Annotated in this window: 16 protein-coding genes; 3 read left to right on the top strand and 13 right to left on the bottom strand. The window is 70.4% G+C overall.

The genetic code is table 11. The features are described 5' to 3' along the window. Positions 1 to 2: 2 nt before the first annotated feature. From ACFU5V_RS32600 to ACFU5V_RS32565, 8 genes are all read right to left on the bottom strand, one after another. Positions 3 to 260 carry a hypothetical protein gene (locus tag ACFU5V_RS32600; RefSeq protein ID WP_378704081.1) on the bottom strand — a complete coding sequence of 86 codons (258 nt, stop codon included), beginning with the start codon at positions 258 to 260 and terminating at the stop codon, positions 3 to 5. Then, the gene (hisH, locus tag ACFU5V_RS32595; protein WP_378704079.1) at positions 257 to 892 is read right to left on the bottom strand and encodes an imidazole glycerol phosphate synthase subunit HisH; all 636 of its coding nucleotides are present in this window, start codon (positions 890 to 892) and stop codon (positions 257 to 259) included. Before hisH ends, ACFU5V_RS32600 begins: the two co-directional genes overlap by 4 nt. Before the next feature lie 9 nt (positions 893 to 901). After that, the gene (locus ACFU5V_RS32590; protein ID WP_378704077.1) at positions 902 to 2,083 is read right to left on the bottom strand and encodes an MFS transporter; all 1,182 of its coding nucleotides are present in this window, start codon (positions 2,081 to 2,083) and stop codon (positions 902 to 904) included. Continuing rightward, complete coding sequence (locus ACFU5V_RS32585; protein ID WP_007297398.1) at positions 2,083 to 2,235, bottom strand: hypothetical protein; 153 nt, start codon at positions 2,233 to 2,235, stop codon at positions 2,083 to 2,085. Before ACFU5V_RS32585 ends, ACFU5V_RS32590 begins: the two co-directional genes overlap by 1 nt. Positions 2,236 to 2,248: 13 nt before the next feature. Further along, positions 2,249 to 2,863, bottom strand: coding sequence for an imidazoleglycerol-phosphate dehydratase HisB (gene hisB / locus ACFU5V_RS32580; protein WP_005247522.1), 615 nt, complete (start codon positions 2,861 to 2,863; stop codon positions 2,249 to 2,251). Next, positions 2,860 to 4,002: a histidinol-phosphate transaminase gene (locus ACFU5V_RS32575; protein ID WP_378704075.1), complete on the bottom strand. Its 1,143-nt coding sequence runs from the start codon at positions 4,000 to 4,002 to the stop codon at positions 2,860 to 2,862. The genes hisB and ACFU5V_RS32575 overlap by 4 nt, the downstream gene beginning before the upstream one ends. Next, positions 3,999 to 5,321 (bottom strand): histidinol dehydrogenase, encoded by a 1,323-nt coding sequence (hisD, locus tag ACFU5V_RS32570; protein WP_378704074.1) that lies wholly within the window; start codon positions 5,319 to 5,321, stop codon positions 3,999 to 4,001. Before hisD ends, ACFU5V_RS32575 begins: the two co-directional genes overlap by 4 nt. Positions 5,322 to 5,546: 225 nt before the next feature. Continuing rightward, on the bottom strand, positions 5,547 to 7,490 hold the full coding sequence (locus tag ACFU5V_RS32565) for an acyl-CoA dehydrogenase family protein (protein ID WP_378704073.1): 1,944 nt from the start codon (positions 7,488 to 7,490) through the stop codon (positions 5,547 to 5,549). A gap of 87 nt (positions 7,491 to 7,577) precedes the next feature. Here ACFU5V_RS32565 and ACFU5V_RS32560 point away from each other — a divergent pair, with 87 nt between their 5' ends. Together ACFU5V_RS32560 and ACFU5V_RS32555 are read left to right on the top strand one after the other, a co-directional pair. After that, positions 7,578 to 8,855, top strand: a complete 1,278-nt coding sequence (locus tag ACFU5V_RS32560) for a glycoside hydrolase family 1 protein (RefSeq protein WP_378704071.1) — start codon at positions 7,578 to 7,580, stop codon at positions 8,853 to 8,855. 35 nt (positions 8,856 to 8,890) lie between these two features. After that, on the top strand, positions 8,891 to 9,520 hold the full coding sequence (locus tag ACFU5V_RS32555) for a LysE family transporter (protein ID WP_378704069.1): 630 nt from the start codon (positions 8,891 to 8,893) through the stop codon (positions 9,518 to 9,520). A 51-nt stretch (positions 9,521 to 9,571) separates the two neighbouring features. On the opposite strand, the gene nadC is transcribed toward ACFU5V_RS32555, so the two are convergent. Genes nadC through nadA form a run of 3 tightly spaced genes read right to left on the bottom strand, consistent with a single transcriptional unit; the run spans position 9,572 to position 13,043 of the window. Next, positions 9,572 to 10,441 (bottom strand): carboxylating nicotinate-nucleotide diphosphorylase, encoded by an 870-nt coding sequence (nadC, locus tag ACFU5V_RS32550; RefSeq protein WP_378704067.1) that lies wholly within the window; start codon positions 10,439 to 10,441, stop codon positions 9,572 to 9,574. Beyond that, a complete protein-coding gene (locus ACFU5V_RS32545) occupies positions 10,441 to 12,009 on the bottom strand; it encodes an L-aspartate oxidase (RefSeq protein WP_378704065.1) in 1,569 nt (522 codons plus the stop codon). Before ACFU5V_RS32545 ends, nadC begins: the two co-directional genes overlap by 1 nt. Next, positions 12,006 to 13,043, bottom strand: a complete 1,038-nt coding sequence (gene nadA, locus ACFU5V_RS32540) for a quinolinate synthase NadA (RefSeq protein ID WP_378433735.1) — start codon at positions 13,041 to 13,043, stop codon at positions 12,006 to 12,008. Before nadA ends, ACFU5V_RS32545 begins: the two co-directional genes overlap by 4 nt. A gap of 78 nt (positions 13,044 to 13,121) precedes the next feature. Between nadA and ACFU5V_RS32535 the strand changes: the two genes are divergently transcribed. Next, complete coding sequence (locus ACFU5V_RS32535) at positions 13,122 to 13,856, top strand: NUDIX domain-containing protein (RefSeq protein ID WP_124390009.1); 735 nt, start codon at positions 13,122 to 13,124, stop codon at positions 13,854 to 13,856. A gap of 9 nt (positions 13,857 to 13,865) precedes the next feature. Here ACFU5V_RS32535 and ACFU5V_RS32530 read toward each other — a convergent pair whose 3' ends face one another. Both ACFU5V_RS32530 and ACFU5V_RS32525 read right to left on the bottom strand, forming a co-directional pair. After that, positions 13,866 to 14,210, bottom strand: coding sequence for an SDR family NAD(P)-dependent oxidoreductase (locus tag ACFU5V_RS32530; RefSeq protein ID WP_378433734.1), 345 nt, complete (start codon positions 14,208 to 14,210; stop codon positions 13,866 to 13,868). Positions 14,211 to 14,337: 127 nt separating this feature from the next. Continuing rightward, on the bottom strand, positions 14,338 to 14,895 hold the full coding sequence (locus ACFU5V_RS32525) for a DUF2567 domain-containing protein (RefSeq protein ID WP_378704064.1): 558 nt from the start codon (positions 14,893 to 14,895) through the stop codon (positions 14,338 to 14,340). Between the last annotated feature and the right edge of the window lie 4 nt (positions 14,896 to 14,899).

Raw genomic sequence — 14,899 nt, 5'->3', positions numbered from 1 at the left:
GCTCAGCGGTCGGAACCCGGCTTCGGGTCCTCGGGGTCGCGGCCGTAGGCGTTGCGGGTCATGCGTTTCGACACGTAACCCATGGCGGCGATCGCACCGGCGACGCCGAGCAGCCCGACGATCAGCCCGAGGACGGGGCCCGGTTTCAGCACCAGAATGATCGCGGTCGCGAGGACCAGGACCGCGGTGGCGGCACCCATCGCGTACACGGCGAGCCTGCCGATCGACAGGTCGCCGCGCCCGTCCCCGGGTTCGGTCACAGACTGCGAACCCAGTTGCGGAGCAGTTCCGCGCCCGCGTCGCCGGACTTCTCGGGGTGGAACTGGGTGGCGGACAGCGCGCCGTTCTCGACGGCGGCGAGGAACTTGCCGCCGTGATCGGCCCAGGTCAGGGCGGGCGGCGCCAGCCGCTCCGGCGTCGGCAGTTCCCAGGTCTGGGCCGCGTAGGAGTGGACGAAGTAGAACCGGGTGTCGGGATCGATACCGGCGAACAGCGTGCTGTCGGCCGGTGCCTCGACGGTGTTCCACCCCATGTGCGGCAGCACGTCGGCCTGGAGCCGTTCGACGGTGCCGGGCCATTCGCCGCAGCCTTCCGCCTCGACGCCGAACTCGACGCCGCGTTCGAAGAGGATCTGCATGCCGACGCAGATCCCGAGGACCGGCCGCCCGCCGGCCAGACGCTGACCGATGATCCGCTCCCCCCGCACCGCGCGGAGCCCCTCCATACACGCCGAGAAGGCGCCGACGCCGGGGACGACGAGACCGTCGGCCGCGAGTGCGACCTTGTGATCGGACGTGACCTCGACGCGCGCGCCGGTCCGGGCCAGAGCGCGGGTGGCCGAATGCAGGTTGCCGGAGCCGTAGTCGAGGACGGCAATCGTGGAGACGGTCATGACACAACCTTATCCGGCGGCCGAACGACGCCGGAGGGCGCGGCCGACGACCGTTCCGGCGGCCGGGACCACCGCGACCGCCGTCGCCGCGACCCCGAACACCCAGGAATACCCGGCCACCGACGCGACGGCGCCGAGCGCGAGGGAACCGAACCCCGTGCCGGCGTCGAACCCGATGTTCCATCCGGCGCTCGCCGAGCCGAATCGGGCCGGTCCCGCGGCGGTGAAGATCATGACGAGCGACTCGTTCTGCACCGCGCCGAACCCGAATCCGAATGCCAGCGCCGCGCACACCAGGACAGGCACGGGCGCCGCTGTCGCCGCGGCGACGGCGAACAGGACCAGACCGAAGCACACGAACGTCAGGGCGGGAATCAGGGCACGACCCACCCCGAGCCGGTCGGAGAACGATCCCGCGGCGTACCGCCCGATCAGCGTCGCCCCGCTCGACACGGCGAGGATCACCCCGGCGAGCGACGCCCGCTCCGAGATCGCGATCGGCAGCAGGCTGGACAGACCGCCGAACGCGGCCGCCACGATCGCGATCGACAGCCACGGGGTCAGCACGGCGGCGAGCGGGATGCGATCGTGCGACGCGCGGTCCGCGGGGGCGCGGATCGCGGGGAGTCGCGTGACCGCGACGACCGCGAGCGCGGGAATGAGAGCGCCGATCACGAAGACGGGGGTCGCGGACCAGTGCGCCATGATCGCGAGCCCCGCCGGCAGCCCGACCATCTGCGCGGCGGCCACCGCGATTCCCTGCGCACCCGTTGCGCGGCCGAGCATCTGCCGCGGAACGAGTTCCGCGACCAGCGCACTGCTTGCGACGGTGAGCATGCCGAAGCCCGACCCGCGGACCGCCGATACCGCCAGCACCGGAATCGCCTCGGTGGAGAGCAGGAGGAGAAGCGACGGCGGCCCCAGCAGAATGCAGCCGGCGGCGAGCACCCAGCGGTGCCCCCACCGGCGCAGGAGCCGGGGCACGCCGAGTTGGGTGGCGACGGTCGCGGCCATGAACACGGCCGTCACGCTGCCGGCGAGCGTGTCCGAGCCGCCGGACAGCGAGACGATCAGCGGAACGACGGGCAGGAGCACCGCCCAGCCGCCGAACGCCGCGGCGCCCATCAGCATCGCGGTGGGCAGACCGCGGGTGCGGAGCAGGCCGCGGCGCTCCCCCACTGCGACCGGCACTACATCAACCTGAGAACGCCCGCCACGGCTGCCAGCACCGCCAGTGCCAGCAGCACGCCCGAGGCCAGTTTGTTGAACTTCCACATGGAGTACGCGCCGCCCGCCGCGATACCCGCGGCGATGAACAGGACGTAGACGAGGACGACGCTCACGAATGCGTCCGGTTCACAGGCTGCCCTTGGTGGACGGCACGCCCGTGACGCGGGGATCGGGTTCGACGGCCTCACGCAGTGCACGGGCGACGGCCTTGAACTCGGCCTCGGTGATGTGGTGCTGATCGCGCCCGTAGAGCACGCGCACGTGCAGGGCGATGCGCGCGTTGAGCGCGATCGACTCGAACACGTGCCGGTTGATCACGGTCGCGTACGGCACCCCCGGGTATCCGCCGATGACGGCGTGCAGCAGGTGCTCCGGTTCGCCGGTGTGGACGCAGTACGGTCGCCCGGACACGTCGACCGACGCGTGGGCGAGCGTCTCGTCCATCGGGATGAACGCGTCACCGAACCGGCGGATGCCCTTCTTGTCGCCGAGGGCCTGACCGAGCGCCTGTCCGAGCACGATCGACGTGTCCTCCACCGTGTGGTGCGCCTCGATCTCGATGTCGCCCTTCGCGTGGACGGTGAGGTCGAAACTCGCGTGGGAGCCGAGCGCGGTCAGCATGTGGTCGAAGAACGGAACCCCGGTGGAGACGTCGACGATGCCGGTGCCGTCGAGGTTCAGTTCGACGGTGATGCTCGATTCCTTGGTGGTGCGCTCCACGCGGGCGATGCGGTCGGTCATCCTCGGTCTCCTGAGCTGGTGAGTTCGGTGGCGGCGATCTCGTCGCTCGCCACGATGAAGGCGTCGTTCTCGGAGGCCAGCCCGACGGTGGCGCGCAGGTATCCGGGGATCCCGACGTCCCGGATCAGCACTCCGCGGTCGAGGTAGGCCTGCCAGGCGCGGGCACTGTCGGTGAACTCACCGAACAGGATGAAGTTCGCGTCGCTGGGGATGACGTGGAAACCCGTGTCCTCCAATGCCTTCGACACCCGCACCCGCTCCGCGGCGAGGGCGTGCACGCTGGCGAGCGTCTCGTTCGCGTGCCGCAGCGCCGCGCGGGCAGCGGCCTGGGTGACCACCGACAGGTGGTACGGCAGCCGGACCAGGAGCAGTGCCTCGATGAAGGCCGGTGCGGCCGCGAGGTATCCGAGCCTGCCGCCGGCGAACGCGAACGCCTTGCTCATCGTCCGCGACACCACCAGCTTCGACGGGTACTCGTCGATCAGCGTCAGGGCGCTCGGCGCGTCGGAGAATTCGGCGTACGCCTCGTCGACGATCACGATGCCCGGCGCGGCGTCGAGGACCCGGCGCAGTTCCGCGATGCCGACGCTGTGCCCGGTCGGGTTGTTGGGGCTGGTGACGAACACGACGTCCGGCCTGCGTTCGGCGATCGCCGCGGTCGCGGCGTCCACGTCGAGTGCGAAGTCGGCGCGCCGGAAGATCGGCAGCCACTCGGTCTCGGTGCCGTCCGCGATGATCGGGTGCATCGAGTACGACGGCACGAAGCCCATCGCGCTGCGACCGGGACCGCCGAACGCCTGCAGCAGCTGCTGCAGGATCTCGTTGGACCCGTTGGCCGCCCACACGTTGTCGACCGTGACCGGCACCCCGGTCTGGCGGACGAGGTACGCGGCGAGGTCGGTGCGCAGCGCCACCGCGTCGCGGTCCGGGTAGCGGTGCAGTTCGCGTGCGGCCTCCCGCACGGACTCTGCGACGTCGTCGACGAGCGCCTTCGTCGGCGGGTGCGGGTTCTCGTTGGTGTTCAGCTGAACGGGGACCGTCAGCTGCGGTGCCCCGTACGCCGACTTGCCGCGCAGATTCTCCCGGATCGGCAGGGCATCGACCCCGATCGACGAACCGGGCACGTTCGCGGCGGTCACCGCAGCGCCTCGAACCGCAGCCGCACGGCCTCACCGTGTGCGGGCAGGTCCTCGGCGTTCGCGAGCGTGATGACGTGACCGGAGACCTCCTTCAGCGCGGATTCGGAGTAGTCGACCACGTGGATGCCGCGCAGGAACGTCTGCACGCTCAGGCCCGAGGAGTGCCGGGCGCAGCCCGCGGTGGGCAGGACGTGGTTGGACCCGGCGCAGTAGTCGCCGAGGCTGACCGGCGCCCACGGCCCGACGAACACCGCGCCCGCACTGGTCACCTTCGCTGCGACGGCGGTGGCGTTCTCGGTCTGGATCTCGAGGTGCTCGGCGGCGTAGGCGTTGACCACCCGCAGCCCGGCCTCGACGTCGGAGACCAGGACGATGCCCGACTGGGTGCCGGACAGCGCCGCGGTGACGCGCTCCTTGTGCTTGGTGATCTCGAGCTGCGCGGCCAGCGCGGTGTCGACGGCGTCGGCGAGTTCGACGCTGGACGTGACGAGCACGCTCGCGGCCATCACGTCGTGCTCGGCCTGGCTGATCATGTCTGCCGCGACGTGCACCGGGTCGGCGGTGTGGTCGGCGAGGATCGCGATCTCGGTGGGGCCCGCCTCGGCGTCGATGCCGACGAGGCCGCGGCAGAGGCGCTTGGCGGCGGTGACGTAGATATTGCCGGGGCCGGTGATGAGGTCGACGGGGGCGAGTTCGGCACCGTTCGTGTCGGTGCCGCCGTAGGTGAGCAGCGCGACGGCCTGACCGCCGCCGACGGCCCACACCTCGTCGACACCCAGCAGGGCGGCCGCGGCGAGGATCGTCGGGTGCGGCAGACCACCGAACTCGGACTGCGGCGGCGACGCCACCACGAGCGAGCGGACGCCGGCTGCCTGCGCGGGCACCACGTTCATCACGACGCTGGACGGGTAGACGGCGTTGCCGCCCGGGACGTACAGCCCGACGCGGTCGACGGGCACCCAGCGTTCGGTGACGGTGCCGCCCGGGACGACCTCGGTGGTGGTGTCGGTGCGGCGCTGGTCGGCGTGGACCTTTCGGGTGCGTTCGATCGCGACCTCGAGGGCGGCGCGGACTGCGGGGTCGAGTTCGTGGAGGGCGCGGTCCAGTTCGGCCTGGGGCACCCGCACCTGCGCGGGGCGGACGCCGTCGAACTTCTCACTGTATTCGAGGGCGGCGTCGGCGCCGCGTTCACGGACCGCCTCGACGACGGGGCGAACCTGATGCAGGACCGCGTCCACATCCACTCCACCTCGAGGAAGTGCGGCGCGAAGTTCGGCCGTGGAAGGGGTACGACCACGAAGGTCGGTGCGGGCGAGCATGAGAGGTCCTCTCTGCGACTGTCGGGACACGGTGTCTCGGACGAGCGGACTGTTCTGCGGAGAACAGGGCTCGACACCGATTATCCAGGATAGGCGCACCCCGTTTTCACCGGTCGGCGGCCGACCGGGTTTCACGTCGGCGGCTGTGCAAGCAACGGCACCCGCCGGCGTCGTGACGCCGGCGGGTGCCGCGCTGTGCTGCGCGTCGTCCCGGCCGCGGGAGGCCTAGAGGCGGGTCGAGTGCAGGAACCTCCTCGCCAGGTTCTCCTCGGTCGACGCGCCCGGCGTCCACTCGGTGATCCAGGGGCCGGTGCCTTCGCTGGGGTCGACCACTCCCCGCTCCAGCCACGCGTACCGTCCTTCGAGGATCGAGTGCGCGACCTGCTTGTCGGCGTCGTCGGTGTTGTGCCACAGACCGTCGAACAACTTCTCGACCCGCAGCGCCGCCTGTCGGCAGAACACGTCGGCGAGTTCGTAGGCCGCGGCGCCCTCGGCCTCGTTCTCCTCCCGCTGCATCTCCGCCTTGACGCAGGTGGCGGACATCGCGAACAGTTCGGCGCCGATGTCGACGACCCGGCCGAGGAAACCCTGCTGCTTCTCCAGTGCAGCCTGCCACCGGGCCATGCCGTAGAACGTGGAGCGGGCCAGCTTGCGGGAGTGCCGCTCGACGAAACGCAGGTGCTTGGCCAGGACGCCGAATTCGCCGAACGACGTCGGCACCTGCCCCTTGCCCGCCACGAGTTGCGGCAGCCACTTCGCGTAGAAGCCGCTCGCCTTCGCCGCCGCTCGCGCCTTTGCACCGGTGTCGGCGTGCGGGTCGGCGAGATCGCCCGCCGCCGTGAGGTGGGCGTCCACGGCCTCGCGCGCGACCAGCAGTCGCATGATCTCGCTCGACCCCTCGAAGATCCGGTTGATGCGCAGGTCGCGGTCCAGCTGTTCCACCGGCACCGCCCGTTCACCGCGGGCGGCCAGCGACGCCGCCGTCTCGTATCCGCGACCGCCGCGGACCTGGATCAGCTCGTCGGAGATGACGCAGGCCATCTCGGACGACCACAGCTTGGCGAGCGCCGCCTCGATCCGGATGTCGTTGCGACCCTCGTCGTTCATCTGCGCCGACAGGTCCACGACCGCCTCGAGCGCGTACGTGGTCGCGGCCATGAACGACAGCTTGTTGGCGACGGCCGCATGCTCGGCGATGGCTTTGCCCCACTGGACGCGGATACCGGACCATTCGCGGGCGATCTTCAGCGACCACTTGCCTGCGCCCGCGCACATCGCCGGAATCGCAAGCCGGCCGGCGTTGAGGGTGGTGAGTGCGATCTTCAGTCCGTCGCCCTCCCGCCCGATCAGGTTCTCCCGCGGAACGCGCACCTTGTACATGCGGGTAACGCCGTTCTCGATCCCGTGCAGCCCCATGAACGCGTTGCGTCGTTCCACGGTGATGCCCGGGGTGTCGGCCTCGACGACGAAGGCGGAGATGCCGCCGCGATGGCCTTCGCTCTTCGGTACCCGCGCCATGACGACGAGCAGTTCCGCGACGACGCCGTTGGTCGTCCACAGCTTCACGCCGTCCAGTTCGTAGGCGGCACCGCCCTCGATGGGGACCGCCGAGGACGCCAGCCGCGCCGGGTCGGACCCGACGTCGGGTTCGGTGAGGAGGAACGCGGAGATGGCGCCGCGGGCGCAGCGCGGCAGGAATTCGCGCTTCTGTTCGGGGGTGCCTGCCAGCTTGAGCGGTTCGGGGACGCCGATCGACTGATGGGCCGACAGCAGCGCGCCGAGGCTCGGGTGCACCGACGCGACGAGCATCAACGCCCGGTTGTACGCGACCTGGGAGAGTCCGAGGCCGCCGTACTCCTCCGAGATCTTCAGGCCGAAGCACCCGAGGTCGGCGAGGCCGCGGACGTAGTCGTCGGGAATGCGGGACTGCGATTCGATGACACTGCCGTCCATCTCCTCGCAATATGCGCGGAGGCGGACGAGGAATTCTTCGGCCTTGGCGGCGTCCTCGGCAGCCGGCCGTGGGAAGGGATGAACCAGATCCAGCCGGAACCGTCCGAGAAACAGTTCTTTCGCGAAGGAGGGTTTGTCCCAGCCGGATTCCCTCGCCTCCTCTGCGACTGCTCGTGCTTCTGCCTCGGTGACCTTCGGAGCTGAGGTGTCGACCATGACGCGCCTCCTACTGGCGGGTAGTCCTACTCGCCAGTATCCCCCAATCGGAGCACTCGGGACAGCGTTTCCGCTACTGTTCGGCCGGTGCGGACCCCCACACGACTCCTGGGTGCCGGCGCGGTCCTGCTGTGCTTGCTGAGCCCCGCCGCCGCGGTGCGTGCCGCCCCTCTCCCCGACGACTTCCTGTGGGGTGTGGCGACGTCCGGTTTCCAGTCGGAGGGTTCCTCCCCGGACAGCAACTGGCGGCGATATTCCGACTCCGGCCGCACCCACGACGCGATCGGCACTTCCGTCGACTTCCGGCACCGGTACGCCGAGGACATCACCAGCGCAGCGGACCTGGGTGTCGACGTCTTCCGGTTCGGCGTCGAGTGGGCGCGCCTGCAGCCCGCGCCGGGCGTGTGGGACGAGACGGAGCTGCGGTACTACGACGACGTCGTCCGCGAGATCACCGGCCGCGGCATGACCCCGATGATCACACTCGACCACTGGGTGTACCCCGGGTGGGTCGCCGACCGGGGCGGGTGGGCGAACCCGGAGATCGTCGACGACTGGCTCGCGAACGCGCAGAAGGTGGTCGAGCGCTATGCCGGTGTGGGCGCGCTTTGGATCACGGTCAACGAGCCGACCGTGTACGTGCAGAAGGAACTGATGTTCGGCGGCATCGGCCCCGACCGGGCGCCGCAGATGCTCGACCGGCTCGTCGAGGTCCACCGCCGCGCGTACGACCTGATCCACGAGAACGACCCGGGCGCCCGGGTGAGCAGCAATCTCGCCTACGTCCCGGCCGCCATGGACGCGCTGGACGCCACGTTCGTCGACCGCGTCCGCGACAAGCTCGACTTCCTCGGCGTCGACTACTACTACGGCCTGTCCTTCGACAACCTCACCGCGGTGAACGCGGTCACCGACGCCTTCTACGACATCAGTCCCCAGCCGGACGGCATCTACCACGCCCTGATGCGGTACACCCGCACGTTCCCGGGACTACCGCTGTACGTCGTGGAGAACGGCATGCCCACCGATGACGGGACACCCCGACCGGACGGCTACACCCGGTCCGATCATCTCCGCGATCACCTCTACTGGATGGAGCGGGCGCGGGCCGACGGCGCACCGGTGATCGGATACAACTACTGGTCGATCACCGACAACTACGAGTGGGGCACGTTCCGTCCCCGGTTCGGCCTGTTCACCGTCGACGCTCTGACCGACCCCACCCTCACGCGGCGGCCGACCGATGCGGTGGCGACCTACCGGGACGTCGTCGCGAACGGCCTCCCACAAGGCTACGAACCCCGCCGTCGCGCCGGAATCTGTTCCCTCGTCGATCCGCCCCTCAGCTGCGCGAATCCCCCGTAACGGGAACACCGCGGGACGCGACGTACGATCAGCTCGTGTCGTGGCAGATGTGGTGTGCAGTGCTCGGGGCGTCCTGCGTGATCAGCCTGTCGCCGGGTGCGGGCGCGATCGCGTCGATGGCCACCGGAATGCGATTCGGGTTGCGGCGCGGCTACTGGAACATCGCCGGTCTCCAGCTGGGGTTGCTGTTGCAGATCGCGGTGGTCGCCGCGGGGCTCGGGGCACTGCTCGCGAACTCGACCCTCGCGTTCACCGTGATCAAGTGGTTCGGCGTCGCGTACCTGGTGTATCTCGGCGTCCGGCAGTGGCGGGCGAGCGCAACCGATATGTCCGGCGTCGGCGGCGAGGTCGCCGAGACCAGCGGGCCCGCGATGACACTGCGCGGTTTCCTCATCAACGCCAGCAACCCCAAGGCCGTCGTCTTCATGCTGGCGGTGCTCCCGCAGTTCATCACCCCGTCGGCGCCGCTGCTCCCCCAGTACCTGATCATCGCCGCCACCATGGTGGCGGTCGACGTCGCCGTCATGACCGGCTATACCGGCCTGGCGTCGAAGGTCCTGCGGCTGATGCGCTCACCGCGCCAGCAGCGGGCCACCAACCGGACGTTCTCCGGGTTGTTCTTCGTCGCGGCCACGTTCCTGGCGACGATTCGCCGTGCCGTCTGACCCGTGAGTACTTGTTAACCGCCGGCGGTTGACAAGTACTCACGGGTGGGGTCACATGTCGAGGCCGAGATCCAGCACGGTGACCGAATGGGTGAGCGCACCGACCGCGAGGTAGTCGACTCCGGTCGCGGCGTACTCGGCCGCGACGTCCAGCGTGAGACCGCCCGACGATTCCAGCTTGGTGCCGGGGGCGTTTGCGTCGCGGCGCTGCACGGCGATCTGCGTCTGCCACAGCGGGAAGTTGTCGAGCAGCACCAGTTCCACGTTCTCGGCCAGCACCTCGTCGAGTTGCGCGAGGCTGTCGACCTCCACCTCGCATTCGATGTCCGGTGCCGCGGCGCGCACGGCCCGCAGCGCCGCCACCACCGAACCCGCGGCGGCGACGTGGTTGTCCTTGATCAACGCGGCGTCGCCGAGGCCCATGCGGTGGTTGACGCCGCCACCCACCCGGACGGCGTACTTCTGCAGGCCGCGCAGTCCCGGCAGCGTCTTGCGGCTGTCGCGGATCTTCGCCCCGGTGCCCTCGACCGCATCCACCCACGCGGATGTGGCGGTTGCGATGCCGGACAGGTGGCAGACCAGGTTGAGCATCGTCCGTTCCGCGGTGAGCAGTCCCTGCGTGGGCGCGGACACCGTCAGCACGGCCTGGCCGGGCACGATCCGGGTGCCGTCGGCGACCCTGTCGAGGACCTCGTAGCGGCCCGCCCCGATCACCTCGTCGAGCACCAGCAGTCCGACGTCGAGGCCGGCGACGGTGCCGTGCGCGCGGGAGACCACGGATGCCTTGGCGACCGCGTCGGCCGGGACCGTGGCCGCGGACGTCACGTCGGGTCCGTACCGCAGGTCCTCGTCCAGGGCGAGGCGCACGAGCGTACGGACCTCGTCCGCGTCCAGACCGCCCGGAAGGACGTGGTCGGCCATCACAGCACTCCTGTCAGTTGGGGTTGGAGAAGCTCGAGTTCGCCGTCGCGCAGGCGCACGTGCGTGCTGCGGCGCCACTCGCCGGACGTCTCCGGGTGGTCGCTGCGGGTGTGGCATCCGCGACTTTCGGTGCGCGCGCCCGCGGCGAGCACGAGCGCTGCCGCCGTCAGGGTCAGCGCGGCGTCTTCGAGCGCGGTCTGTCCCTCGGGCACCGTGCGCGGCGCGGCGGCGAGTGCGGCGGTGACCGCCTCGAGACCTGCGCCGTCCCGGACGACGGAGGCGTTGACGGTCATCCACTGCTGCACCAGGTCCCGCGGCGCGGACGGCAGTACGTGGCGGCCGGGATCGGCCGCCTCGACGCGCAGATCGGCGCGTTCGACGGCTGCGGCGCCGGCCCGTTCGCCGACCACCAGGCCTTCGAGGAGACTGTTGGAGGCCAGCCGGTTCGCGCCGTGCAGCCCGGTGCGGGCCACCTCCCCCGCCGCGTAGAGGCCGGGGACGGCGGTGCGTCCGTCGACGTCGGTCACCACGCCGCCGCACGAGTAGTGGGCGGCAGGGGCGACCGGAACCAGTTGTTCGCGCGGGTCGATCCCGGCGTCCAGGCAGGATGCCGTCACGGTCGGGAACCGCTGCGCGAACCCGGGCAGCTGACGGGCGTCCAGGTAGACGTGGTCGTGTCCCAGTTCCCGCAGCCGCGACGCGATGGCCCGCGACACGACGTCGCGGGGTGCCAGGTCGCCGCGCGGATGCACGCCGGCGGTCACCGAATCGCCGTTGGCGTCGACGAGGATCGCGCCCTCGCCGCGGACGGCCTCGCTGATCAGCGGACGCCGGCCGAGACCGCCGGGGGTGAACAGCACGGTCGGGTGGAACTGCACGAACTCGAGATCGGCGACGGCCGCGCCGGCGTCGAGTGCGAGCGCGATGCCGTCGGCGGTGGCGCCGGGCGGGTTGGTACTGCAGGCGTACAACTGCCCGAGTCCGCCGGTCGCCAGGAGAACGGCGGGTGTGTGGATCACGCCGAGGCCGCGCGGGGAGTCGACGAGCACGCCGGTGACGCCGCGCGCATCGGTGAGCACGCGGACGGCGGAACTGTCGAACAGGACCGGAAGCCCGGCCGCGCCCAGCGCGCGCTGCACCTCCGCGCCGGTGGCATCGCCGCCGGCGTGGATGATCCGCCGGGTGCTGTGCCCGCCCTCGCGGGTGCGTGACACGGTGCCGTCGCGGCCGCGGTCGAACACCGCACCCAGATCGGTCAATGCGGCCACGGCGTCGCGGCCGCCGGCCACGATCGACCGCACGGCCTCCTCGTCGCACAGGCCGACGCCGGCCTCGCACGTGTCGGCGACGTGCGAGTCCACCGAATCGGTGACGGCGTCACCGACCACGGCGATGCCGCCCTGCGCGTACTGCGTCGCGGTGTCCGTCGTCCCACCCTTGCTGACGGTGAGCACGGTCAGCCCGCGCAGTGAGGCGGTGCGTGCGGCTGTCAGTCCGGCCACACCACCGCCCACCACGACGAGGTCGGCGTGCTCTTCCCAGGAAATCCCCCGGGCCGGGCTGCTCACTCGCCGCCGCCCGGGTTTCCGATCTCGATCATCCGCTGCACCGACTTGCGGGCACGCTCGGCGGTCGCGAGATCGACGTGAACCTCGTCCTTGCCCTCGAGCAGGCAGCGGAGCAGGGCGGCGGGGGTGATCATCTTCATGTACGGGCAGGACGCGCGGTCGTTGACGGCCTGGAAGTCGACCTCCGGCGCGGCCTTGCGCAGCTGGTGCAGCATCCCGACCTCGGTGGCCACCAGAACCTGCGTGGCCCCGGTGGCGCGGGCGGCGTCGAGCATGCCGCCCGTCGACAGGATCTTCACCTTGTCCTCGGGCACGAATCCCTCACCGGCGAGGTAGAGCGCCGAGGTGGCGCAACCGCACTCGGGGTGGACGAACAATTCGGCGCCGGGGTGCGCCTTGGCCTGCGCCGTGAGCTCGTCGCCGTTGATGCCGGCGTGGACGTGGCACTCGCCGGCCCAGATCTGCATGTTCTTGCGACCGGTGACGCGCTTGACGTGGGCGCCGAGGAACTGGTCGGGCAGGAACAGGACCTCGCGGTCGGGGTCGATCGACGCGACCACGTCGACGGCGTTGGACGACGTGCAGCAGATGTCCGTCAGACCCTTCACCTCGGCGGTGGTGTTGACGTACGACACGACGACGGCGTCGGGGTACTCGGCCTTCCACTCGCGCAGCTGATCGGCGGTGATCGAGTCGGCCAGCGAGCAGCCCGCGCGCTCGTCCGGGATCAGCACCGTCTTGGCGGGGCTGAGGATCTTCGCGGTCTCGGCCATGAAGTGCACGCCGCAGAACACGATCGTGTCTTCGGGGGCCTCGGCCGCGATGCGCGAGAGTGCCAGGGAGTCTCCGACGTGGTCGGCGACGTCCTGGATGGCGGGCAGCTGGTAATTGTGCGCGAGGAGGGTCGCTCCCCGCTCGCGTGCCAGCCGTTTGATCTCGGCAGCCCACTCTTCGCTCGCCTCGACGCCCGCGTATCCGCCGGGACCGTCCTGAATCTGCGGGTTGGTACCCGCCCACAACGTCGTGGTCGTCATGGCTTGCTCCTTCACCGTGAACTCGGGCGGGCTGGCCCGAATTTCCGAAATCGAGGTTTTCGACTTAGGATCGAAAACATGCCCAATAGTAACACCACGCATGAAGTGCTTACCGCGGTGTTCCAGGTTCGCCACTTCCCCGGCTATATCGACGCAGGTCACAGCGGTGATATGCGTCACGCGGGAGGCACCGGCGAGCTCGCCGTGCTGCTGTGGCAACGGGCCCTCGATCCGCAAGCCGGCGCGTGGTCGCTGCCCGGCGGACTCCTCCGCGAAGACGAGGACCTCACGACGTCCGCGCGACGCCAGCTCGCCGAGAAGGTGGACGTGCAGGAGGTCTCCCACCTCGAGCAGCTGTCGGTGTTCAGCGATCCGCGTCGGGTGCCCGGGCCGCGCACCATCGCGTCGACGTTCCTGGGGCTCGTCCCGCTTCCCGCCGACCCGCAGTTGCCGCCGGACACAGCGTGGCACCCGGTGTCCGCGCTGCCCGAGATGGCGTTCGACCACGGCACCGTCGTCCGGCACGCGCGGACCCGCCTCGCGGCCAAGCTCTCCTACACCAACATCGCGTTCGGTCTGGCGCCCGACGAGTTCTCCATGTCGACGCTGCGCGAGATCTACTGCGCCGCACTCGGGTACCAGGTGGATGCGACCAATCTCCAGCGCGTCCTCGGACGCCGCGGGGTGCTGACCCCCACCGGCAACACGGCACCGTCCGGCCGCACCGGCGGTCGCCCGGCCGCCCTCTACCGCTTCACCGACTCCACCCTGCGGGTGACGGACGAGTTCGCGGCCCTTCGACCGCCGAGCTGAATCCGATCGTCAGGCGGCCGCGGATCCACCTGCCTGCGTGGTGCGCCGCCGCCACGCCGACGCGACCGAGGGCTCCGCGCCGAGCACCGAATCGATGCGGCCGAAGCGGCCGAGAACGCGGTCGAGAAACTGCTCGACCTGGCGGGGGTCGTCCGGATCGGCGGCGACCGCGAGGAGTCGGTGACCGGACATGCCCGGCATGATCCGGGCCAGTTCCGCGACCGTGCGTGCGGTGACCGCAACGCACCAGCCCGAATCGAGCAACTCCTGCGCGGTGCGCCTGCCCTGCTCGCTGCCTGCGGCAGTCACCACCACGACACCACGGGCCGAGCCGGCTTCGTCGGTACGCATCATCTTCGCCTCCTGGGGATCGACATTTCCGACTCCAGGTAAGCGCCGGTACTCGAGACCGCGACGGGAGTGCGCTGTGAGATCGCCGGGAGCGGGCGAGTGCTCGGCGACGTGCGAATTCGAGCCTCGGTCACGAAGTAACGGTCGCGTCGCGCTCTTCCGGCTCGTCGAGTTCGACCGGAGCATCACCGACACCGAGATCGTCGTACGGGTTGAGCGCGGCGAGCACCAACGTCACGACGCACGCGACGAGCGGCTGGAAGATCAGCACGAGCGGAGTCCCGATCCCCGGCGCGACCGCCACGACGGCACCGGCCGTCGAGGTGTCGGGGTCGGGGAAACGCAGGGCCGCCACGCCGATTCCGCCGAGTGCCATCACGCAGGCCCCGACGACACTGCCGGCGAGTACGGCGCCCAGCGCCACCGGGCCGCGACTTCTCCGCGCCGTCCATGCGGCGACCGCGGTGAGGATCCCCACCACCAGGCCGGCACAGGCGAACATCCCGATCGCGTCGAACCGGTGCACGCTCTCCCCCGTCAGCGACACCCCGCGGTCGGCGGACACCACCAGCAGATGTTCGGGCGGTGCCAGGAGCCCCCACAGCACCCCGGCGAGTGCGCTCGCCACCACCGTCCCGCAGAAGATTCCGGCGGCAGATCGAAGCCTGAAGCCCGGGAGCGTGGTCACGCGT

This window comes from Rhodococcus sp. NPDC057529, from assembly GCF_042802055.1.
Taxonomy (GTDB): domain Bacteria; phylum Actinomycetota; class Actinomycetes; order Mycobacteriales; family Mycobacteriaceae; genus Rhodococcus_F.
Note: the sequence above shows the minus strand (reverse complement) of the source record. Positions and strands in the feature narration are given on the sequence as shown.

What these genes read in the sequence shown, in the direction of transcription:
- hisH (WP_378704079.1), bottom strand. Translation starts at nt 892, where the DNA reads ATGACCGTCTCCACGATTGCCGTCCTCGACTACGGCTCCGGCAACCTG.
- hisD (WP_378704074.1), bottom strand. Translation starts at nt 5,321, where the DNA reads ATGCTCGCCCGCACCGACCTTCGTGGTCGTACCCCTTCCACGGCCGAA.
- ACFU5V_RS32535 (WP_124390009.1), top strand. Translation starts at nt 13,122, where the DNA reads ATGCCCAATAGTAACACCACGCATGAAGTGCTTACCGCGGTGTTCCAG.
- ACFU5V_RS32530 (WP_378433734.1), bottom strand. Translation starts at nt 14,210, where the DNA reads ATGATGCGTACCGACGAAGCCGGCTCGGCCCGTGGTGTCGTGGTGGTG.
- hisB (WP_005247522.1), bottom strand. Translation starts at nt 2,863, where the DNA reads ATGACCGACCGCATCGCCCGCGTGGAGCGCACCACCAAGGAATCGAGC.
- nadA (WP_378433735.1), bottom strand. Translation starts at nt 13,043, where the DNA reads ATGACGACCACGACGTTGTGGGCGGGTACCAACCCGCAGATTCAGGAC.
- nadC (WP_378704067.1), bottom strand. Translation starts at nt 10,441, where the DNA reads ATGGCCGACCACGTCCTTCCGGGCGGTCTGGACGCGGACGAGGTCCGT.
- ACFU5V_RS32565 (WP_378704073.1), bottom strand. Translation starts at nt 7,490, where the DNA reads ATGGTCGACACCTCAGCTCCGAAGGTCACCGAGGCAGAAGCACGAGCA.